At 43.1% G+C, this 22,604-nt stretch carries 20 protein-coding genes; all 20 read right to left on the bottom strand.

Annotation, left to right across the window (positions count from 1 at the left end; all coding sequences use genetic code 11):
- Positions 1 to 111 precede the first annotated feature (111 nt).
- Positions 112 to 1,140: an alpha/beta fold hydrolase gene (locus NCY57_RS14710; RefSeq protein WP_015525502.1), complete on the bottom strand. Its 1,029-nt coding sequence runs from the start codon at positions 1,138 to 1,140 to the stop codon at positions 112 to 114.
- A 212-nt stretch (positions 1,141 to 1,352) separates the two neighbouring features.
- Positions 1,353 to 1,889 carry a nitroreductase family protein gene (locus NCY57_RS14705; RefSeq protein WP_015525501.1) on the bottom strand — a complete coding sequence of 179 codons (537 nt, stop codon included), beginning with the start codon at positions 1,887 to 1,889 and terminating at the stop codon, positions 1,353 to 1,355.
- 211 nt (positions 1,890 to 2,100) lie between these two features.
- Positions 2,101 to 3,033 carry a DMT family transporter gene (locus NCY57_RS14700; protein ID WP_173739377.1) on the bottom strand — a complete coding sequence of 311 codons (933 nt, stop codon included), beginning with the start codon at positions 3,031 to 3,033 and terminating at the stop codon, positions 2,101 to 2,103.
- A gap of 4 nt (positions 3,034 to 3,037) precedes the next feature.
- The gene (locus NCY57_RS14695; protein ID WP_244092757.1) at positions 3,038 to 4,129 is read right to left on the bottom strand and encodes a hypothetical protein; all 1,092 of its coding nucleotides are present in this window, start codon (positions 4,127 to 4,129) and stop codon (positions 3,038 to 3,040) included.
- On the bottom strand, positions 4,110 to 4,844 hold the full coding sequence (locus tag NCY57_RS14690) for a class I SAM-dependent methyltransferase (protein WP_044962204.1): 735 nt from the start codon (positions 4,842 to 4,844) through the stop codon (positions 4,110 to 4,112). Before NCY57_RS14690 ends, NCY57_RS14695 begins: the two co-directional genes overlap by 20 nt.
- Before the next feature lie 145 nt (positions 4,845 to 4,989).
- Positions 4,990 to 6,963 (bottom strand): bifunctional metallophosphatase/5'-nucleotidase, encoded by a 1,974-nt coding sequence (locus NCY57_RS14685; RefSeq protein WP_250789794.1) that lies wholly within the window; start codon positions 6,961 to 6,963, stop codon positions 4,990 to 4,992.
- A 37-nt stretch (positions 6,964 to 7,000) separates the two neighbouring features.
- Positions 7,001 to 7,414 carry an EamA family transporter gene (locus tag NCY57_RS14680; protein WP_250789793.1) on the bottom strand — a complete coding sequence of 138 codons (414 nt, stop codon included), beginning with the start codon at positions 7,412 to 7,414 and terminating at the stop codon, positions 7,001 to 7,003.
- Between the two features lie 58 nt (positions 7,415 to 7,472).
- Complete coding sequence (locus NCY57_RS14675; protein WP_250789792.1) at positions 7,473 to 8,687, bottom strand: AI-2E family transporter; 1,215 nt, start codon at positions 8,685 to 8,687, stop codon at positions 7,473 to 7,475.
- 2 nt (positions 8,688 to 8,689) lie between these two features.
- Positions 8,690 to 11,308, bottom strand: a complete 2,619-nt coding sequence (locus tag NCY57_RS14670; protein ID WP_250789791.1) for a cation-translocating P-type ATPase — start codon at positions 11,306 to 11,308, stop codon at positions 8,690 to 8,692.
- Between the two features lie 373 nt (positions 11,309 to 11,681).
- Positions 11,682 to 13,217 (bottom strand): APC family permease, encoded by a 1,536-nt coding sequence (locus tag NCY57_RS14665; RefSeq protein WP_250789790.1) that lies wholly within the window; start codon positions 13,215 to 13,217, stop codon positions 11,682 to 11,684.
- A gap of 27 nt (positions 13,218 to 13,244) precedes the next feature.
- Positions 13,245 to 13,577 carry a P-II family nitrogen regulator gene (locus tag NCY57_RS14660; RefSeq protein ID WP_059086245.1) on the bottom strand — a complete coding sequence of 111 codons (333 nt, stop codon included), beginning with the start codon at positions 13,575 to 13,577 and terminating at the stop codon, positions 13,245 to 13,247.
- 113 nt (positions 13,578 to 13,690) lie between these two features.
- Positions 13,691 to 14,818, bottom strand: a complete 1,128-nt coding sequence (locus tag NCY57_RS14655) for an iron-containing alcohol dehydrogenase family protein (RefSeq protein ID WP_250789789.1) — start codon at positions 14,816 to 14,818, stop codon at positions 13,691 to 13,693.
- A gap of 18 nt (positions 14,819 to 14,836) precedes the next feature.
- Entirely contained in the window at positions 14,837 to 16,174 is a 1,338-nt protein-coding gene (locus NCY57_RS14650; RefSeq protein WP_173761508.1) for an aminotransferase class III-fold pyridoxal phosphate-dependent enzyme, read from the bottom strand.
- Between the two features lie 241 nt (positions 16,175 to 16,415).
- Complete coding sequence (locus NCY57_RS14645) at positions 16,416 to 17,609, bottom strand: PucR family transcriptional regulator (protein WP_237971752.1); 1,194 nt, start codon at positions 17,607 to 17,609, stop codon at positions 16,416 to 16,418.
- 44 nt (positions 17,610 to 17,653) lie between these two features.
- On the bottom strand, positions 17,654 to 18,364 hold the full coding sequence (locus tag NCY57_RS14640) for a sulfite exporter TauE/SafE family protein (RefSeq protein ID WP_173761510.1): 711 nt from the start codon (positions 18,362 to 18,364) through the stop codon (positions 17,654 to 17,656).
- Between the two features lie 208 nt (positions 18,365 to 18,572).
- Entirely contained in the window at positions 18,573 to 19,346 is a 774-nt protein-coding gene (locus NCY57_RS14635) for a NifB/NifX family molybdenum-iron cluster-binding protein (protein WP_147603181.1), read from the bottom strand.
- Positions 19,347 to 19,589: 243 nt separating this feature from the next.
- Positions 19,590 to 20,051 carry a glycoside hydrolase family 113 gene (locus tag NCY57_RS14630; protein WP_237971749.1) on the bottom strand — a complete coding sequence of 154 codons (462 nt, stop codon included), beginning with the start codon at positions 20,049 to 20,051 and terminating at the stop codon, positions 19,590 to 19,592.
- A 204-nt stretch (positions 20,052 to 20,255) separates the two neighbouring features.
- On the bottom strand, positions 20,256 to 21,638 hold the full coding sequence (locus tag NCY57_RS14625) for a GH1 family beta-glucosidase (protein ID WP_237971748.1): 1,383 nt from the start codon (positions 21,636 to 21,638) through the stop codon (positions 20,256 to 20,258).
- Positions 21,639 to 21,667: 29 nt separating this feature from the next.
- A complete protein-coding gene (locus NCY57_RS16855; protein WP_269156224.1) occupies positions 21,668 to 21,790 on the bottom strand; it encodes a hypothetical protein in 123 nt (40 codons plus the stop codon).
- Between the two features lie 14 nt (positions 21,791 to 21,804).
- On the bottom strand, positions 21,805 to 22,604 hold an 800-nt coding region (locus NCY57_RS14620; protein WP_250789788.1), incomplete at its 5' end, for a restriction endonuclease.

Genomic DNA, 22,604 nt, shown 5'->3' with positions numbered 1-22,604 from the left:
TGTCGAATGTATAAGAGAAAAGCTTTATAATTTTACTATGATAAAGAAAGAAAGTGAATAAAAGCTGCCAATCCTGTTGTTAAATATGTGATACACCTGTAGTAAAAATACTTATCTGTGATCAATATCATTTTCCGTATCGTCCAGGAATGTAAATATATATCCCCAGTATTTCTCCAGGATCTTACCTCTGCTTCCATAGATCTCATGCTTTGTTCCAATCATATGGATATAATCACAGCTTGTTTTTCCCTGGCGATTGATCTTTCCGGCAAAATTTTTCAGGGCACGGACAGACACCAGATCTTCAGTCTGGGCCTGGATGAGCAGCATTGGTGCCGTATATTTTTTCCATCCGTAGAGACGCAGATACCAGCTCATTTCCGCAGAAGCCCAGAGCCAGCCGTAGGATGGAGACCAGGTCTGGAGTTCCTTATGTTCTGCACGGAGATTTTTGTATCGCTCGTATCTTGGTTTTGATGTTGCGGAGCTTGTCTCAAAAGAACCGCTGCCATCGTAAGGCTTTCGGCCAGCTACATATTCCTCATCTTTTCCGAAAATGCATTTCTCCAGAGCTATGCCGGTGGCTGCCGGCCACGGAACATTATCTGTAAGAGGACGGATCATCGGAGAAGAAAGGATCACCTTGTGAAACCAGTCCGGCTCCCAGGCCGCAGCAATACCACCGATGGCACCACCCATGGAATGTGCATACAAGTTAAGTGACAGATCCGGATGTGCTTTCTTTATATAACGGCATGCTTTCAGAAAATCGCGGATATATCTTCTCCATGTATCGATGTGGACCAGAGACGGATCTGCGGTAAGACGATAGCTGCGGCCATGGCCGCAATGCTCCGGAATATATACATGATAGCCTTCCTTAAGAAAATAATAGGCCACTTCATCATATTTTACTGCTGATTCTGTGAATCCGTGGCTGATGACTACCACACCTTTAGGCATATCAATATCAGACAGATACTGCAGCATATGGATCTTACCTGTGATCCGTTTGCTTTCGTTACGAAACGGATAATCCGCACCCGGTACATAAAGTTCTCTTCTGTGAGACAGAAGATATGGCGTTACGATATTTTTCATGGTTTCTTCGTATTCATTTTCATGTATGATCTGCATATTGGTTAAAAACCTCCCTTGCTTTTACTGTATTGCTTTTTTGCTTCTCCCAAACTCTGCTTTTCAAAACCCTTCCATGTTGTCACAGCTGTTTTCTTACAGGATAACAGAATTCACTCCTCCAGGCAATCCTTTTCAGACCATTTTGCTCTTTAATTTTCATTAAAAAATGCCCGGACATTTTGATATGTACCGGGCATTTCTTCTATTATTTAATAAAATCTCACAATATCTTCCACATCTTTACGTTTCGGTCTTGCAGGCTCTTCGGCTGCTTTTCCGATGGCGATCACTGCCATTACCGTTTCTGTTTCCGGAATGGAAAGGATCTCACGAAGCTTGTCTCCGGCACGAAGTCCCATGATCAGGGTTCCATATCCAAGCTCCTTTGCCTTCAGGATCAGATTCTCGTTCTGAAGTCCCAGATCATAGCAGCCCCAGCCGTTTCCGAGTTCATTATCCGGTGTTCCGTCTTTCTGAAATCCGGCATGGTTATGTACAAAGGTTGTAACGATCAGGGAGGCATTCTCTGCTTTTGCCTGGTTCATTTCCGGCAGACATTCTCTGCTGACCTTCTCCACCATCTCTTCGGACATTACACAGTAATATCTTCCGGTCTGGGAGTTTTTCCAGCTGGGTGCTTCCTGAGCAGCCCGGATCACTGCAAGAAGATCTTCTTTTGTGATCCTGCTCTCCGGGCTGTATTTACGGATGGTCCTTCTCTCTTCGATCAGTTTCTGAAATTCCATATTTTTCCTCCTTACTGTCCGGTGCAGGATATGCTTCCGGATCCTGCAGTTATTCCGGCATGGATTTTTATGTTCACATTTTTTATGAAGCTATTTTAACACAATGCCGTATTGAAATCAATTTTCAGAACTCCGGCATCGTTACTGTTCACTCCGTTCTCAGCAACACGCTTCAAAAAATATTGCCTGGGAACAATAACTGCAATACCACTTATGAAGATTTTTTTTGATTTACCACATAAATTCCCACACAGACAAGAAACAGTGCGATGAGACTTCCCATATTAAATGCCTGACGTACCTCTCCCAGAACCAGTGCAGACAGGATCACACTGAACAAAGGATTTACAAAACCAAAGATCGCTACCCTGGATACATCATTCCAGGCAAGCAGCACTGACCACAGTGTATAGGCCACTGCAGACACCATTGCCAGATAAAAAATGATCCCAATACCGGCGGCATTTACCACTCCGAAATGTCCTCCCATCCCTTTTCCGATCAGGAACAGAATGATCCCGCCCATGGTAAACTGCGTTCCGCTGAGCACCACCGGAGATACCTTTCTGGAAAAAATATTGATCAGCACCGTGGACATTCCGTAAGAAAACTGCGCGATCAGAATAAATCCTTCTCCTGTAAGCCTAAAACCTGCATCCAGAGAATTTCCCATGAGATTGATCACGACCACGCCGGCAAAACCGAGGATACAGCCGAGCATCTTTCGCCCGGTCATTTTTTCCTTGTGAAAAACAAGGCAGGACAGCAGGATCGCAATAAAATTCCCAAGACCTGTGATAATAGCGCCTTTTACACCGGAGGTATGTGCCACACCTATATAAAAGAAGAAATACTGACATACCGTCTGAGCCATACATACCGGCACCGCATATTTCAGAACAGTTCGATCCGGAAGCAGAACCTTGCGCTCACGCAAAGATGCAAAGATCAGTACAAGGATTCCTGCCAGTGCAAAACGCACACCTGCAAAAACGATCTGACTTGCCGTATCTGCAGAATCCATCTGCATCAGACGGTATCCTGTCTTGATCAGCGGGATCGCACTCCCCCAGAGAAGACAGCAGACACAGGCAAGCGCTGCTACCACCCAGTTTTTTTTTAATATTGTTTTTGTTTGTTCCATTTGTTTATTCTCTCTTTCTCAAAACTTCTTCCATCTGACTGATCACAGCTTTTATTTCATTTATTGCACTGATACTTACGTCCCGGAAATCAAGCTTTTTCCCCTTTCCGTATAATTCCGCCTCATAAGCGCTGGCTTTCTCTTCATCTTTATCCTTGTATCGGGCTTTTCCGATCAGCCAGGCACTGGAATCCGCACAGTCCGGATATTCCGTATTTCCCCGGATCAGAAAATCCTCTGAAGCTTCCGTCAATGCTGTTTTCAGTTTTTCTGCTTTATCCAGAAATTCTTCCGTTGTCTGCGGATAATGTTCTTTTATATAGAGGAGATTTTTATGAATACAGGTGGCACTTTTTTCCATTAGTTTCCGTTCTTCCGGATCTTTGAAATTATCATATTCCCCAGGCCGGACTTCCCATCCGCAGATGGATTTGCTTAATTCCATCAGCCAGTATACATGACGGGAAATATCGTCCGGAAACATAAAATACGTAGAAAATTCATGATCGATCATAGGTGCAAGACTTATGATCCCGCCATCTTTATCACAGAGAAATGCTACATTTTCATAATGATAATTCTGGTCTCCCTTCAGGACAGAGATCAGTACCTGCATGGCAAGCTGTTCCGCCATTTCCTGATGCTCCTGCAAAAAATCAGCTTCAAAAATGTCTCTATAATCATAAAACATCTGGCAATAGTTTACATAATTATCTATATCTACCTTTTCATCCGGATATTTCCTGAAAAACTCCAGAAGATTCAAAAGGGATTCCTCTTCTTTATAGGCCATGGGTACTGCCGTTCCGTAGTCAAGATATTTTTCATTTACCGCCTCATACCCTTCACAGATGGCCAGTTCATACCTGGGCGCAGGCATAAAATATTCATTAATGATCGTTGACCAGAACACCTCTGCATAAGCATACAGTGGCGTGGAAAATGGTTTGGATTTCGTCAGTGGCTTGAAAATCATATTTCCAGGAAATATGGGGAAATGTTTTTCCCCGCTTACCACGCCTACAGCTTCAGACTTAAGATTTCCGATTCGATTTTTGTATTGATAGTGTCTGACTTTATAATACATAGCAGTCATATCGTATTGCCTTCCCCTTCAATGTATAAGACGGCTCCCGGCCGGCAAGACATTCACTTTTCAGCGGACGCTTGACGATGATCTTATCCGGATTTGCTCTGATAGCTGCATCAAAAAGATCCTTTTCCCCGGAACACGGTGGTTCCAGCTTCTGGATCAATTGAAGTTTCTTGTTGATCAGGCTGGATTTCTGTCTTGCCGGAAACATGGGATCCAGATAGATCACGTCTACAGGATCAAGAAGCTTTGACATACCTTCTACACTGTTTCCCTCGATCACCTTCATACGACCGGCAATATCTTTCAGATCCATATTTTTCTTGGCACGGCGAATGGCATCTTTAAGAAGGGCTGCGATCACCGGATTCTGCTCGTACAGCGTCACCTCATAGCCCTGGGCTGCCAGAAGAAAGGCATCCTCACCCATTCCTGCCGTAGCATCGATGGCCTTCCTTCCCTCCTTATCTGACTTCACCGCCTTCACCAGCATCTCATGCTGAAGTCTGCCTCTGGTAACTCTGTGAAGCATCGTCTCCACAAAATCCCCCTGATAGGTCAGCCCGAAACCGGACAGCGAAACGCCCCTGGAATCAAACCGCACCGTCAGAAAATCTCCCGGCTTATCCTGAAGCTGCGCTCCGGTCCTCCTGCAAAAGGCTTCCGCCATATCTCTCTGTCCGCCCTTTCCAAGACAGACTGCGATTTTATCATTCATTTCCTGATTCTCTCTTTCATGACTCTTTTTCATAAACTCTTTCATTCTACAATTTTACAAAAAAAATTGCAATTCATCTCAATAAAAGCTGCCGCTTTGCGATCTATCAACCGCTAAAGCGACAGCTTTCTTCTCAGCCGTATATTTATTTTGAATTTCTCTTTCCTTTTCTGACTTTGATCCTGCGGATCATCCTTCGGATCAGAAATACCACAAGCACAATGATCACGATAAAGATCAGACAAATACCTGCGATCATTGCCGAAAACTTATTCGGCTGCTTCACCAGATCAATGATATTTCTGCTGTTCTCCACAACCTTACGTCCATGTGTCGTCTCATAATATTCCGGCACATTGGCAATTCCGTCGCCGTCTGTATCCTCAAAGGACTGCATATATCTTGCGATCGCATCCCAGGCCTTTAATTCCCTGTCATCCTCCATGATCGCCTGATCTTCCAGATTTTCAATAGGATTCCCATCCCTGTCCTTCGGTTCAAGAGACAGCAGTCCATAGGACATTTTCATCACAGAACCAAGCATCTGGCCGGTATACAGATCTGTCACAACATGATACAGCTTGTCATCCTGGATCTCGATCCGCTCTCCGTCTGCCCTGGTGAGATAACAATCTGTCACTTTATTCAGGATCATCCGATGTGGATTGTATGCAAAATTCAATCCACTGCAATATAACCTTGCCGTTGTCATAAAATCCGATACAGAAGCGTCCACCTCCGCTACCAGCTTCAGCTCTTTTCCGGTCAGGTATGCACTGATCAGCGGATATCCGGCAACACCGTCCTTTCCGATCCCCAGTGAAAAGGAATTAAAAACATCCTCTACTGTGATATCGCCCTTTGTGTATGTGTCCCGCACGGTTCCGCTTGGAACAACGGCTACATCAACCGGATCACCATCATAATACTCGGAATTTTCCACTGCATATATGTATGCATCGGACATGATATCACCAAGATTCAACTCTTCGTGCTTCGTGCCCATTTCTTCCAGACTGTTGAATTCAACATCATTTTCAGCAAGAACCTCTTCCCTTGTATAGCCGAAATCGGCAAGATAATTCTTATCCACCGTATCCATCAGGGCATCGATCTGTTCCTGTGTCGCCTGGTCCGGTTTTACATCCTCAGAAACAGGGATCAGCTCATAGGATGTCAGCTCCCACCGTCCGTCCTGTTTCTGTGTCATGGAAAGTGATCCCAGATTTCTTCCGTATTCGCCGCAGGATACGATATATGTGTTCCCATGCTGAATTGCCTCTTTCAGCTCTGTGTGCGTATGTCCGCTGATGATCAAGTCGATATCCGGCACCTCTTTTGCAAGGATCTCATCCTCCGATTTGTTCTCATCCTCCCAGGTTCCTCCATGGGACACACAAGCGATCATATCCACTTTTTCATTTTTTCGGATCTCTTCTACCGTCTGTTTTACGGCCTCAACCGGATCCTTGAACTTTAATTCACAGGTCGGTGCACATTCCAGGGCATCCTTACCGAACACACCGACTACTGCAGCTTTTACATCTCCTTTTTGAACTACTACATAATCCTTCACACCGTAGGCTTCAAATGCCGACCGGATCTGCTTCTGACCATCGCTTAATCCATCCTGCTCCATGCTGTCCCAGTCCACGTTGCACACTACCAGTGCCGGCACTGTCTCACCGGAAGCCTTCGCAGCCTCCAGCATATTTGCCAGTCCCTTTGAACGATAATCATATTCATGATTCCCCAGAGTCGTCACATCATACCCCAGATATCCCAGCATCCGAAGCTCTGCCGCCTCCGTATCGTATACGGTCTGGATCAGTGTTCCCATGGAAAAATCACCGCCATCCAGCACCAGGGTGTCCGGATCTTCCTGCTTCTTTTCATCGATCAGGGTTTTGATCCTTGCAAATCCGCCAACCTCTTTTTGCTCTCCATCTACGATGGTTGAAAAGCTGTTCAAATGCGAATGTGTATCATGGCTGAACAAAACATCGATCTGTTTTGCCTCGGCTGCTTCCACCGGGACATTCCATGCAAGAGGAAGCAGCAATGCAGCAATAAGCATAATCGCCAGCAGCTTTGCTGAAATTTTCTTTCGTGTTTTCATAACACTCTCCTTTTGTATATAGTTTTCTTATGCATTTTTACAAAACCATCAATAATGTTCCCACACCAATCAAAATACATCCCATCATCGATTTTGCTGTGAATTTCTCATGCAAAAAAACAAATGCCAGTACCAGTGTGATCACGACACTCAGCTTATCTATCGGCACAACCTTGGATGCATCGCCTATCTGCAGGGCACGATAATAGCATAACCACGAAGCACCCGTTGCCAGACCTGAAAGGATCAGAAACAGCCAGCTTTTTTTGCTGATCACTGCGATCCCGCCCTGGGTATTTGTGAGGAAAACCATTCCCCACGCCATAACCAACACCACCATCGTTCGAATCGCTGTTGCAAGATTCGAATTAACACCGGCAATACCTATCTTGGCCAGTATGGAGGTCAGCGCCGCAAATACAGCAGACAGCAAGGCAAACACAAACCACATAGTAACTCCCCCCTTAAATATAAGATTTTCTTAACTATCCCAATACAAGTCCATCATATCATTTCCCCTCTGATATGTCACTATTTACAATTTCCTCCGCCGTATATTCCTCTATTTCTGTCTTTGTCACCTGTTTGATATGCTTTTTCTTCAGGCGCAGATATACGAATTCCCGAAAGATAGTATAGAACACGGAAAGCAGCGGAATGAAAACAAGCATACCTACAATTCCCATAAGGTTTCCGCCGATCGTAACTGCTGCAAGAACCCAAATCGACGGAAGTCCTACGGATTCACCCACAACATGAGGATAGATCAGATTTCCCTCGATCTGCTGCAGCACCAGAAATACTATAATAAATAAAATTGCCTGTTTCGGATTTACCATAAAGATCAAAAAGCTTCCCACCGCACACCCGATGAAGGCCCCGAAAATCGGAATCAATGCGGTAAACGCAATCAAAACTCCGATCAAAAGTGCATATGGCATCCTCAAAATACTCAGTATCACAACAAACATACAGCCGAGGATCACAGCTTCCAGACACTGACCTGCAAGAAAATTTGCAAATGTCCGATAAGTCAGAGAACAGACTTTAAGAAAAGCATCTGCCTTTTTCTTTGGGAGAAAGGCAAAAAATACTTTTCGGATCTGCACATGCAGCTTCTCCTTCTGAAAAAGGACATAGCAGGCAAATGAAAAAGCAATAAAAAAGGTTGCCAATCCACTGACTATGGAACCCACTGCAGACATTGTAGTATTCATCATATTTCCTGCACCGTTTCCAAGAAGGCTTATCCCCCACTTGATCGCCTGATCCGGATTAAACTGTACCTGATCTACCAGCTTCATGATTTCCTGGTTATTATGGGAAAATTCCCGGATCCAGCTTTGCATCTGCGGAATAAAATCAGCGATACTCATCATCAGAGTTCCCATTGTCCGCGTAAGCTGCGGGATCACACCAAACATCACCAGTACGATCACGCTAACCGCAAATACGATCGTAAGGAACAGACTTATCGGTCTTGCCAGTTTTGCACCTATCTTATTTTCTTTTTTTACCCTTCCAAAAATTTTCTTTTCCAAAAAGCTCATTGGCACGTTGGTCACAAATGCGATCGCTCCGCCAAGTACAAAAGGAAATGCGATCCCCCATATTGCTTTCAGCACATCGAGCACCACATCAAACTTCCACAGGGCGACCACAAGAAATGCTGTAAACACAATAAGCTCCCGAATTTTTTTCACAGATATTTTACTTATATCCACTATCATTCTCCTCTTTTTCTTAATTTCATGCGTATCCATTTAAGCAGCTGAATGATCGGAAGACTTGCAAACGCATACAGATATACACAGCCAAGCTGCATCAGATCCAACGTCTCTACTTTAAACAGGAGATGAAATCCTGGAACCGTCAGTACAACGGTAATGAGTACTGCCCCAAGTACAAATGCTCCCTGAAGCCATTTATTATTAAAGAAACGTTTTGTAAAGATAACCGGATGATCCGATTTGCAGTTGAATCCATGGAACAGACGTGCCAGACAAAGTGTTCCGAAGGCATAAGTACTGCCAAGCAGTGCACCATTCTGATGATATCCTGTCAAAAATCCGATCATCGTCATCATACCGATCACCAGTCCTTCCAGACCGATTTTACCAAGAAAATCCTTTGTCAGTATTGACTCGTCTGCTGATCTTGGTTTCTCATTCATCACCTCACTGCTGTGCGGCTCCACGCCTAACGCGATCGCCGGAAGACTGTCTGTCAAAAGATTGATAAACAGCAGATGTACCGGTGCAAAAGGAACCGGAAGTCCTGCAAGGGATGCACAAAGAACTGCCAGGATCGCACCAAAGTTTCCGGACAAAAGAAACTGGATCGCATACTTGATATTCTGATATAAATTTCGTCCGTTTTCCACTGCTTTTACAATTGTTGCAAAATTATCATCTGTAAGCACCATTGCTGCGGCATCCTTTGCGACCTCGGTTCCGGTCACTCCCATTGCAACACCAATATCTGCCTGCTTCAATGCCGGAGCATCATTCACACCGTCTCCGGTCATTGCCACGATCATCCCCTTCTCCTGCCATGCACGGACAATACGGATCTTGTGCTCCGGTGACACTCTCGCATACACAGAAATATTCGGGACAAACTCCTTCAGCTGCTCATCACTCATATTTTCAATATCAGCACCTTCGCAGGCCTCTGACAGATCATGTAGGATCCCGATCCTTTTTGCGATTGCCGCTGCTGTGATCTTATGATCTCCCGTGATCATGACCGGCCGAATCCCCGCTTTTATACATTCTGCAACTGCAGCCTTTGATTCTTCCCTCGGCGGATCCATCATAGCGATCAGGCCAAGAAATACCAGATGGTTCTCATCTTCTGTCGTCAATACATGCTTCTCCGGAATTTCACGATAGGTAAATGCCAGTACCCGTAACCCTTCCATTGAAAATTCCTGATTCTGGCGCCGGATCTTTTCTTTATCTGCTTCTGTGATTTCCCGAACTCCGTCCTTTGTCCAGATCCTGTCTGTCAGCTCCAGAAGCCGGTCAACCGCACCTTTTACGATCATCCGGTTTTCATCATCAATTCTGTGAAGTGTTGACATCATCTTACGGTCACTGTCAAAGGGAAGCTCTCCTTCCCTTGGATAAAGCTTTCTTACACCAGCAGCCTCGATTCCGTACCGGCTGCCCAGATTGATCAATGCCGTTTCCGTCGGATCTCCGATCTCCACTCCATTTTCATTTGTTGAATCATTACATAAAATGCTGTAGTCTAAAAGACATCTCTGCGCCGGATCTGCTACATCAATTGCATCTGCTGTGATTCTTTTTCCATCAATATAATAATCTTCTACTGTCATTTTGTTCTGTGTGAGTGTTCCGGTCTTATCCGAACAGATAACAGAAACGCTTCCAAGACCTTCCACAGCCTGGAGCTTACGAATGATCGCGTGCTCCTTTGCCATCTTCTGTGTTCCGAAAGAAAGGACGATCGTCACGATGGAGCTTAAAGCTTCCGGAATCGCTGCGACTGCAAGTGCTACTGCAAACATAAATGCACTGCTGATCTTCTCACCGCGGAATACACTGATCGCAAACAGAATTCCGCAAAATATCAGGATCAGAATGGAAAGCTTCTTTCCAAAATCATCCAGATTCGCCTGAAGTGGCGTCTGTTTTTCCGAAGTCGATTTCAGAAGTCCCGCAATCTTTCCAACCTCTGTCTGCATTCCTACATTCGTTACAACCGCTCTGCCACGCCCATATGTGACAAAGCTTCCGGAAAACAGCATATTTGTCCGATCACCAAGCGGTGCTTCCTCCAAAATAGTGTCCATACTCTTTTCAACCGCAAGACTTTCTCCGGTAAGGGCACTTTCATCGACCTTAAGGCTTGCATTTTCAATCAATCTTCCATCGGCCGGGATCATATCACCTGCTTCAAGAAGGATCACATCTCCTACAACCAGTTCTCTTGCCGGGAGCTGTACCGCCACACCATCACGTAATACCTTTGCCTCCGGTCCGGAAAGCTTCTTTAAGCTCTGCAGGGACTGCTCAGCCTTTACTGTCTGCACAGTTCCCAAAATCGCATTAATCGTAATAACTATCACGATAACTGCTGCACTTTCCACATCTCCAAGCATACCGGATATCACTGCCGATGCGATCAGGATCAGCACCAGAAAATCCTTATACTGTTCAAAGAAGATCTGCAAAATACTTTTTTTCTTTCCTTCTGCAAGCTCATTCCATCCGCACTTCTCTCTGGACCGTCTGACCTGTTCATCGGTAAGCCCTGATTCCCTGCTTTCCACACGCTCGAGAACTTCTTCTGCTGTCTGCTGATAAATTTCTTTCATTACCTTTGCCTCCTTTTTTGCAAATATTCACCAACTGTAATTTTTTTATGCAATAAAGGATTTTTTTGATAAAAGGATATAAAAAAAGAAACCCTTATTGCACAACAAAAAATGCAATAAAAGTCTCACCATTTCCCTGCAGCGCCGGATGTTTCCACCGTACTGACGACACTGCAAACGCAGATTTCCAAACGTAGGTTACTCCCCTTTATCAGTTTTAATAGTATAACAGGATTGATACCTCTGTCAAGATACTTTATAAATCACACCTTGCAAATATGATACTCCGGTAACAGAAAAACTCCCATTTTTTGAATGGAAGTTTTTCTGTTACCCTGAAAGTATTATAGGCCTGCAGCCGTTTTATTACCTTTTAAGATTTATTACTCTGATCAGCCACAATATTTCCCTGTACAACTCTTCCTTGATCTTTTCCTTTTCTCAGTCCTCGAACTACCTGCACATTTCCAAGAATCAGATAATCCATTTCTCTCTTAGTGACTTTCGCAAAATTTTTCTTTGAAACAAAATAGAAGGTAACTCCCATCAACACCCACACGATCAGTGCTGCAAAGGACTGTGGAGCCATGAATGCTGGAGAACCGGGCACGATCAGGAGCAGCAATATTACAACAGAGATCACACAGCCGCCCATTGCTACTGCCGGATGGATTTTATTTGTATCTGTATCATCGCCATATTTTTTCAGAAGAATATAAGCACCTGCACAGGTAAAGAAATATCCGAACGCAGTACCTACGGAACACATATCTACAACCCAGCCGATCACTTCTCTGCCGAAAAATGGGCAGATACAGCAGATGATCATGGTAAACCCAACACATATGGATGGAGTTTTATGCTCCGGATGAACCTTTTCAAAAGCTGACGGAAGCATTTTTGCTCTTGCCATACCAAATAAAAGACGGCTGGATGTCATAAAGAATCCGTTCATACCGGTAAAAATCCCCATGCACACTGCCAGTGCCACAAAGCACACCCCAACTTTTCCCATTGCAAGATCAAGAACTGCACCTGTATGCCATTTTACAAGAGTTCCATTCGCATCTGTCATAGTCAGAACCTGCTGCCAGGGAACAACACAATCTGTCACCAGTGCCATTGCACCATAGATCAAAGCACCTACGATCAATGCTGAAATGATCAGCATTTTGCACTTCTGTGGTGGAAAATCATATTCTTCTGCCGCCTGTGGAATACAGTCAAATCCTACATAAAGGAACGGAGCCAATGCCAGGATAGATACAAAACCGCTTCCAAGAGACTTGCCTTCGGCTCCGTATGCCGGCTGCAAGTTTGAAGCATCAAAATGTCCTGTTGCAATCACACCAATGACTGATACAACAACCGCTGCACACATGATAAGGACCATCGCAAGCTGAAGATTTCCTACAGATTTCGCACCTTTGTAATTCATGATCCCGAAAAGTATGATAAAGAACAGGGATAATCCGACTTCACCCATATATACATCATATCCTGCAATTGTATACAGGTAACCTCTGTTAAAGACTCCAGGAAAAATATAGGATGCCAATACCGGAAGTGCCGTTGCATTCAAAGCTACAATAGACAGATATCCAAGCGACAGCATCCATCCGCATATGTACGAAGCAGTTCTTCCAAAGCCTTTATATGCATAGGCAAATTCACCACCCGCTACCGGGAATTTTGCGATCATATAAGAATAGCTGTAGCCTACCACGATCATTAAAAGACCGCCTGCCAGAAATCCCAGATACAGCGGAAGCGGTCCACCTGCACGTTCTGTCCAGAGACCACCCTGTATAAAACATCCCCATCCAATGATGGAACCGACTGCAACTGCCCAGATCGAACCAGGTCCCATGGATTTTTTTAATTTTGTTCTTTTATTTCTTTCACCCATATATATCCTCCTGCTTCATCAATCATATCATTCATCATCTTCTCTGGTTTCTTCACTGATCGTATATGCCTCACTGATATCGGAAACAAAAATTTTTCCATCACCATAATGTCCATACTGCCCACTCTTTGCACTGTTAATGATAATATCTACAACCTCATCTTTCTCTTTGTCCCCAACAGTAATATACAGCATGTTTTTTGCCATTTCCTGATAAAGGACATCCCCTACCTGAATTCCTTTTTCCTTACCTCTTCCTGAAATTGCCCATTTTGAAAAAGCAAAATATCCTTCCTGCTCCAGTGCTTTGATAACGTCCATCACTTTCTCAGGTCTTACGATTGCTGTGATCAGTTTCATAATCCTTCATCTCCCATCCATAAATACAAAAAGAGCCCAGATACAAAAGTATCCGGACTCCATCGTCTCTCTCTATATTATCATTATTTTTTTCAATATTCAATCAAAATCTTTCACTTTCCGGCCAGATATCGATACATCTCATCCAGCATCTCGTCTGTGATCTCCGCCGGATTGTTATAAAGGTTCGGGTGTCTGCTGATGCGAACCAGCTCCGCAATCTGATCATCATCAAGCTCCAGATCCTTCAGATCACACCGCAATCCCATTTTTTTCTTTAATTCAAGAACTGCATCCGCCATCTCTTCTGCATCTTTGAATCCAATCCTTCTGGCAAATTCCTCTACACGTTCACCACCTTCGCCTTTTGCATTGATTCTTATAAAATAATCCAGGGTCAGGCCACACGCCTCGCCATGCGGGATGTGATAAATATTGGTCAATGGAAATGAACACGCATGGGACGAAGTGGTTTTCGGTAAAGTAAACGCCAATCCTGCGATCAAAGATGCTTCGCACATTTTCTCCCTTGCTTCCTCATCATCGGGCTTCCTGTATGCTCTGTAAACATATTTAAATACCAGTTCTGCTGCATGCATCGCAAGTACATCACAGATCGGCTGATGACCTTTGCTCCAATAGCCTTCGATCGCATGGGAAAGAACATCAATTCCTGTTCCTGCCGTAACCTGCGGTGGCATTGTATAAGTAAGTTCCGGATCAATGATAGCTGCTGCCGGATAAAATCCCTCTGATACAATCGGCGCTTTTTTTCCATTTGCATGATCCGAAAGAACTGATACACAGGTCACTTCACTTCCTGTTCCTGCAGTCGTAGGAACTGCGATCAGTGGAAGATGTTTCTCCGGCATTGCTACTCCGGTTCCATGATACTTACGGATGGAATCCGAAGTCAGAGCTACACTGGCAGCTGCTTTGGCACAATCCATGGGACTGCCTCCACCCAGTGCTACCACAAATCCGATATTTTTCTGCCGGATCACTTCCGCACAGGCATCTACCTCTACAACGTCCGGGTTTGGAGAAACATCTCCAAAAGAAGCAACGATCATTCCTTCTGACTCTTTTATGACCTTTTCGGCAAAACCGCTTTTAAAGAAAAACGGTCCTGCCACCAGAAGGCCTCTTTCGCAGCCAAGCTCTCTGGCTATTTCTTTGATTTCTTTTACTCTGCCTTTGCCGAAATGAATTTTTACCGGCTGTAGATAATCCCAGTTCATAGGCTACCTCCTGCTTTATCAGTCACAAAATTTTTCATCGACCATTGTAAGCACTTCATCAAGGATCGGGAGATACTCTTCCAGCTCCTCTTTCGTGATGATCAGTGGCGGACAGATTTCAATAAAGTTCTCACGTCCAAAGGTTGCAAAGCCACGTTTCTTTAATTCTGCAAATATCCACGGCATTACCGGTCCGGGTACGCCGTATTCCTGCATCGGTTCTCTGGTTTCTTTATTCTTGACTACTTCAAGTGCACCGAACAAACCGATACATCTTGCTTCACCAATACATTTATGCTTCTTTACCATCTCATCCATAAACGGAGCAACGATCTTGTGCATCTCAGCTACATGGCCCTCGATGTCGTGTTCTTTATAATATTTCATTGCTGCTACACCAGCCGCACATGCAAGTGTATGTCCACTGTAAGTAAGTCCGCACTGAAGAACATTTTCCTCAAAATACTCCGCAACCTTTTTACTTACAATACATCCGCCCAGCTGTACATAACCACAGGTAACACCTTTTGCAAATGTAATGATATCCGGTTTCATGTCGAAATTCATAAATGCAAACATTTTTCCTGTACGGTAAAATCCTGCCATAACCTCATCACAGATCAGAAGGATTCCATATTTGTCACAAAGTGCACGAACACCTTCCATATATCCGTCTGGAGGAAGAATGACACCGTTTGCACCTACTATAGACTCCATCAGGATCGCTGCCACATTTCCGGGGCCTTCATATCTGAGCTGCAGATCCAGCGCATCCAGATATTTTTTCGTTACCTCTGCATCATCAACTCCTTTTGTATATCCGTCACGATACATCTGAGGGTTCATAAAGTGTACGAACCCATTTGCACCACCGATCTCTGCTGCATATCTTCTCCAGTCACCAGAAGCATTGGATGCTCCAAGTGTAGCTCCATGATAGCTTCTGTAACAGGAAAAGATCTTGGTTCTTCCGGTTACCATACGTGCCATTTTTATAGCATTCTCATTGGATTCTGCTCCACCATTTGTGAAGAAAACTCTCTTGTATGTATCTGCTCCTGCTGCTTCTACAAGCATTTTTGCCAGCATGCTCTTAGGCTCGGATGCATATGCCGGCGCCATGAAGCACATCTTATCAGCCTGTTCCTTGATCGCTTCAACGATCTCCGGAAGCTCATGTCCGAGGTTGGAACACACCAGAAGTGAAGCCATATCTGCATATTTTTTTCCATCATAATCGTAAAAATAAATTCCCTCAGCTCTTTCTACCGGTAAAGTATCTGCTCCTGATCTTGCCCATGACTGCATCACATAATCTTTGTGCATCTGTGCTACTTCTTTTCCTGTTAAACTCATAATAACTTCCTCCTCTTTATCTGTAATTCAGTTTTAAATATTGTTCATTTTTGCGGTAAACAAACTTATTATTTGTTGTAGAATAAGAAAAGCGCCCGGCCCACATTCATTTGTGAACCAGACGCCTTTGTCTTATCTGAGTCATATATTACTCTCGACACTGGCTGTCTGCAATAGACATCTATCCAATTATTTTTGTGCTGCAGCACAATCGTTATTATTCTGCTGCCGCATTTTCCTTTTACATTTCATTCATCTGATATAACAGGAAACCCAGCCTCAGCTGAAAACGCACATCAAAATCAGAAAGATTTTTCCCAAGTATCTCAGCAGCCTTTCCAAGCTTATAATTAATTGTATTTCGATGTACGATCAATTCCTGTGACGCACTTTTGACACTGCAGTCGTTAGCCAGGTAGCACTGAAGTACTCTGACCAGATCTGAGTGGTTCATCTCATCATATTCATACAATGGAGCTACTGTATCTGCCAGATATTCTTTTATTGCTTCCTTATCTGTAAGTGTGAGCAGTACTCTGTAAATCCCAAGATCTTTGTAAAAAATAATCTTTCCGCCATCTGTGCTTTGCTCGCCCGGAACCTGACAGACACATAATAGATCAGACATTTTTTCCGCAAACTGATAGCTCTTATAAATCTGCCTGATCCCGGAAATCTGCTTACTTACACTTACAAAAACCTGTTCCTTCTGACATACCATCCTGCATAGTATCTGAAAAATCCTCTCTGTAGTTTTTCTGCATGCTTCATCAGAATAATCACACAAAACCAGAAGAATCTGCTTATCCTGGGCACAACACAAAATCCCATTATAATTACAGCGGATATGACTGCTCAGTTTAGATAAAATCTGCTCTAGCCTTGTTCCTGTTACACGATCATTGTCTTCCAGAACACACACATTCACAACCGTATATGCACTGTCTGTAAAATACCCTTTTCTCATCAGTGCCGAAACATACAGTTCTTCCTGGGACGGACATAAAAAGGCATTGTTCAGTGCCGTCGCAACCTCAATTGCGTTCTGCTGCTCTTTTGTTATTGCAAAACATATGATCCGCATGATTTCAGCCATTCGAACCCTCCACGGTACTTCAAATACCGGGAATCCCTTTTCATTTGCAAAATCAATAACATCCTGTCCGATCTCACTGATATAAGGCCCTGTATTGATCACGATTCCACTGGCTTTGTTTCGCCATACTTCCTTTACCAGACGAAGAAGAGTCAGATTTTCATTCAATCCTAATCCAGTTGTAAAAGTAAGCTCCTGTCCCTGCAGAAATGCAGAAATCGTGTCGCTGTCTACCATATGAGTCCATGACACTTCATGATCCAGTCCTGTCTCACCTGCTACCAGCTTCATCTCCAGATGCTGTACCTGTTTTATGATCTCACGCAATGTTACTGCCATATTTATACACCTTTCTCCACCGCAGCTTCCTGTGATCAACTGCATCAGACGATCAAAGATACTCCAGATATCAGAAGCAGTATATAAGTCAGATTCAGAAATACCTTCTGAGATACTTTACATACCAGCTTTTTACCTAACCATGTAGCTATAAGTAATGGCAGGATACTGATACAGATCAGTCGAATATCTGTCGTTCCAACCAGGCCGCTCCTGAACTGGGTAACCATCAGAAAAAAATTCAGCACCACCCATACAGGGGCCACTGTCGCACGAAATTCTTCTTTTTCTTTCAGTACCTGTGTTGCATAGATCACAAGTAAAGCCCCTCCTGATACAAACATACCATGAATTATCCCTGCCAGGATCAGAACTATCCACAAAATGAGATCCGGAAGTTTTTTCTCTGTATGGATGCACAGATTCTTTAATGCAACTACGACGATTATGATTCCATATATTGTCAGAAGAATATTTTCAGATTTCACGATCCGGCAGATCTGTATCCCTGCAAACATTCCAACCAACATGACCGCAGACATCTTAAGCAATTCTTTCCAGTTTATATGTCGATATCCGGTCACTGCGATCATCAGTCCGGACAGCCAGGCCATAACATTCAGGACCACCTTTGCATGATCCAGCCCAAGCAAATAAACGGAAGGCGGCATCGCCAATACCGTACCGGCAAACCCTGTGATAGCCTGAATAACATTAGAAACAAACAATACAAGCAAAAATAACAATTCTTTCATAGAGCATTCTTCCTTTTCTGTATTATCTGTTTACCGCACACTCTTTATCACTGCTGATAAAATAAAAAGACGCTTTGCAATAATGACTGCAAAACGTCTTTGTTTTTCTACACTCTCGATTTTAGCACGCTAAAAAGCAAAAGTCAACAGTTGCCTTTCTCCATTACCTTGACACATTCTTTTGTATTATTATTTTTTGCTATTTTTCTTAATGACAGCTATGGCTTCCACATCCATGTTCGCCACATGTATGTCCTTCCCCGTGGCTGTGCTCGTGATGAGAACATTTCACATCCGGATTATACTCCAGTGTTTCATTGATAAAAGCTTCTACTGCTTCATCCGCATCTCCGGAAACTCCTCCGAAAAGCTTAATGCCGGCTGCCGCTAATGCTGTCTGTGCGCCGCCTCCGATTCCGCCACAGATCAAAACATCTGCATTCAATGCTTTAAGAACTCCTGCCAATGCGCCATGTCCGCTTCCATTGGTATCTACTACTTCTGAATGTACTACTTTTCCTTCCTCTACATCGTAAATCTTAAATGTCTCTGTGTGTCCAAAGTGCTGGAAAATCTGTCCATTTTCATACGTTACTGCTATTCTCATGATACCTTCTCCTTTTTCTGCTGCATATTTTTGATGAAGCTCCTGCTTATAACATCCTCCAAGCCTACAGTTACCGCTCTGACCATCACAGATTTTGAAATCTCCACCTTCAATTTTAAGCGGATATCCATCAATGAGTGCATCTGCTATTTTCTTCCTGGCAATCTCATAAATTCGTTGAACGGTTGTTCTTGCGACTTGCATAGATGCTGCGCACTGCTCCTGACTATAACCTTTCTTGTCCAAAAGACGGATGGTTTCATACTCATCTACCGTCAGAACAATAGGTGTTTTTTTCTCAGTATCATCTGCCGGAAAGAATTCTAAAACATTGGGGAAATGGCAAACTTTTCTGCATTTTACTGGTCTCGGCATAAACTGCTCCTTTCTTACTTTTCTTATATAATAGTTCTATAAAAGGCATATGTCAATAATGTTTTTGACATATGCCCATATAACTCAGCTAATAGTATTATATACAGCATAACCTTCTCCTCACGACACATATATTTCGATGTTTTTCCGCAAATCAACTATTGATAATGGAATAGAAAAAACAGTCTGTCATAACAGAAATTAATCCCATCAAAACAGACTGTTCTTTTTCCTTTACAAATATTACATTAATGAGGTTCCTGCCTCATGCTCATAGAATCTCTTTATTATCTCCTGCACCGGTTTCTCACATATTTCATAGCTGTCGTCCTTCCATGCCTCGGAAGCAGAAGGCAGCTTTGGTGCCCACTCCCATAAAGCAAAACCACGAAGCCATGGTCGTTTCTTACAGGCCTCAAACATTGCACGATACCATTCACACTGTTCTTCCAGGCGAAGTTCTCCCTGCAATTCCCAGTTATTCGGAATCATCCCGGAACCTTTTCGCGACATACATCCCGCTTCGGCAAAGAAAAATGGTTTCTTATATTTTAAGACTGTTTTTTCGATACGATCCAGTTCCTGCTCCCATTGATCAATCGGATAATATCCGCTGGAAGAGATCACATCGACACAGTCCCACCAGGATACATGATCTTCCTGATATTTGTCCGTGTTATAAGACACCAGTCCATGATATTCCATTATTTTTCGTCTTCTCTGCTCATCCAGCGTGCCCACGCTGCAAGGCCTGCAACATGCTTCACTTCCCCTGTTGCCACAAGCGTCTGGAATTCTTTTACTGAAACCTCATGAAGCTTCAATACTTCTGCCGGACCTAATGATTCTTCTCCAGATTTTCCACATCAGATCGCAAAAAGATGGATCTTCATATCCGGTCTCTTCTTTTTATAATTCGACTCCATTTGTTTCTATCACGTGTTTATACCAGAATGCTGAATCTTTCATAATTCTCTGCTGGTTCCTGTAGTCTACATATACAAATCCAAATCTGTCTGAGTAACCCTTTGCCCATTCAAAATTATCCATCAAAGACCACTGAAAATATCCTCTGATATCTACTTCCTCTGCTGCCTTTTTCAGTTCTCGCAAATATCTTGCAAGAAAATCAATTCTGTTTGGATCATGCACTTTTCCATCTAATGAGATCACATCATGACAGGATAATCCGCTCTCTGTGATATAAATTGGCTTGTGATATCTTTCATATAAGAACTTCGGTCCCCAACGCAGACATTCCGGTGTTACCGGCCATTGGATCGCAGTCTTTGGAAAACCTTCATACCGGCAAACCTCCTGTGATTTCCCGTCTTCTCCCATACGGAAGCATCTTCCATTATAAATATTCTGTCCATAGATATCGATTGGTTCTGAAATCAGGCGCATATCTTCCTCTGTGATTTTCGGAAGATATTTTTCATAACGTTCCAATCCCTCTTCCGGATAATGTCCAAGCAAAACAGGATCTGACCACCAGGACACATTCCATGTCCAGTTACTGTCATCCTCCTGAAGAGAAAAATATGCCTTTCTTGCGGCCTTGATATCTTCCGGCCGATCTGTTTCCGGATAACAAACAGATGATGTCGGTGCATATCCGATCGTAAGTTTCTGTTTTCCATAAGTACGGAGCATCTGTACCGCTCTTCCATGTGCTTTCAAGGCATTGTGTGCCATTTCAAAGGTATCTCTCATGGGTGCTTTTACTCCCGGTGCATGTTCTCCGGTAAGAAAGCCAAGTCCGACAAAGCACTGTGGTTCATTCAATGTAAAGAAATGACTTACCCTGTCACTGAATCTTTCTGCAACAAGCTTCGCATATTCTCCAAACCATTCCACGATCTGCGGATTCATCCATCCGCCTCTTTTATAGATTTCATACGGAAGTTCCCAGTGATACAAAGTAATATATGGTTCGATCTTATTTTCCACAAGCTCGTCGATCAGATGGTTATAGAACTCAATACCTTTCTCATTCACTCTTCCAAATCCATCTGGTAAAACCCGTGACCAGTCGATGGAAAAGCGATAAGCTTTCAGGCCCATTTCTTTCATTAACTGAACATCTTCTTTATATCTGTGATAATGGTCGCATGCCACTTCGCCGGTGTGACCGGAATATACTTTCCCAGGTTCTTTTGTATACACATCCCAGATATGCTCACCTTTGCCATCTTCTTTTACTGCACCTTCGATCTGATATGCACTCGTTGCTGCACCCCAGATGAAATCCTCAGGGAATCCTACATTCTTTCCATTTTCTTTTCCCATATTTTTCTCCTATTGTTTAGCTTCTCTTATTATTTCCATTCCTCAATTTCCAGATTCTCTATATAATCAGCAAGTTCTCTCGCCATCTCATAGGTCTCCGGAATTCTGAGATGTCCCGGAGTTACTGCTCCATTTCTCTTAATAATTTTCAAAAATATTTCAAAAATCATTCAAAAAAACTTTCATATATATCGCGTGGAACATATGGATATAAGTCTGCCGTTTCTAGCTGGCATTCCATCACATTTATCTTAACTTTTTCTTTTTCAATAAAACCCTGCTTATGTAAAAGTTCCATTAACTTATTACCATTTATCAGTTTTACTTCCACCTCTTCAGCGTAAGAAATAGCTGCACCGGAAAAATCACTTGTTGTTATAAAAATCATTTTATCTGCTAATACAACATTATTTGCCCCTACAAGTTTCTGTATATTCGGACGCCCAACTTTATGTCCTATTGAATAGCATTTACATTCAACAATCGTTTTTTCTCCCCCTCTGGTAAGTAATATATCATAACCTCCGTCATTTGTCGGGGGAGTTAGTTTAGCTATATACCCTAAACTTTCAAATAATTCCGAGCATAATCCCTCAAAATCAGTTGGTTTCTCCGAATAATAATCAACGATTTTTTGAATATCACTATTACACGCAAATGTCTCTTTCTTCTTTAAAAGGTCGGCACGTTTTATTCTTTCTTCTTTACATAAATCTATTGCAATGCCTTGCAAACGCAATTTTTTGACTACTCCAACTAACTCATATGGTCTTTTTGTAAAAACCAAATAGTTTTCAACATATAATTTACTTCTCTTCCATATGATATAGTTTTTCTTTACTCTCCTGTCTGCTGTACCGTCCTTTTTACTTACAGACCAATAAGGATAATTTAGATAATAATAGTTTTCCCCTTTCTCATTTGATTTCTTTCTTACCTTTATGCTTCTCGGCAATTTTCCTATTC

Origin of the sequence: Blautia sp. MB18-30 (assembly GCF_023669475.1) — a bacterium.
In the GTDB taxonomy this organism is placed as follows: domain Bacteria; phylum Bacillota; class Clostridia; order Lachnospirales; family Lachnospiraceae; genus Blautia_A; species Blautia_A fusiformis.
Note: the sequence above shows the minus strand (reverse complement) of the source record. Positions and strands in the feature narration are given on the sequence as shown.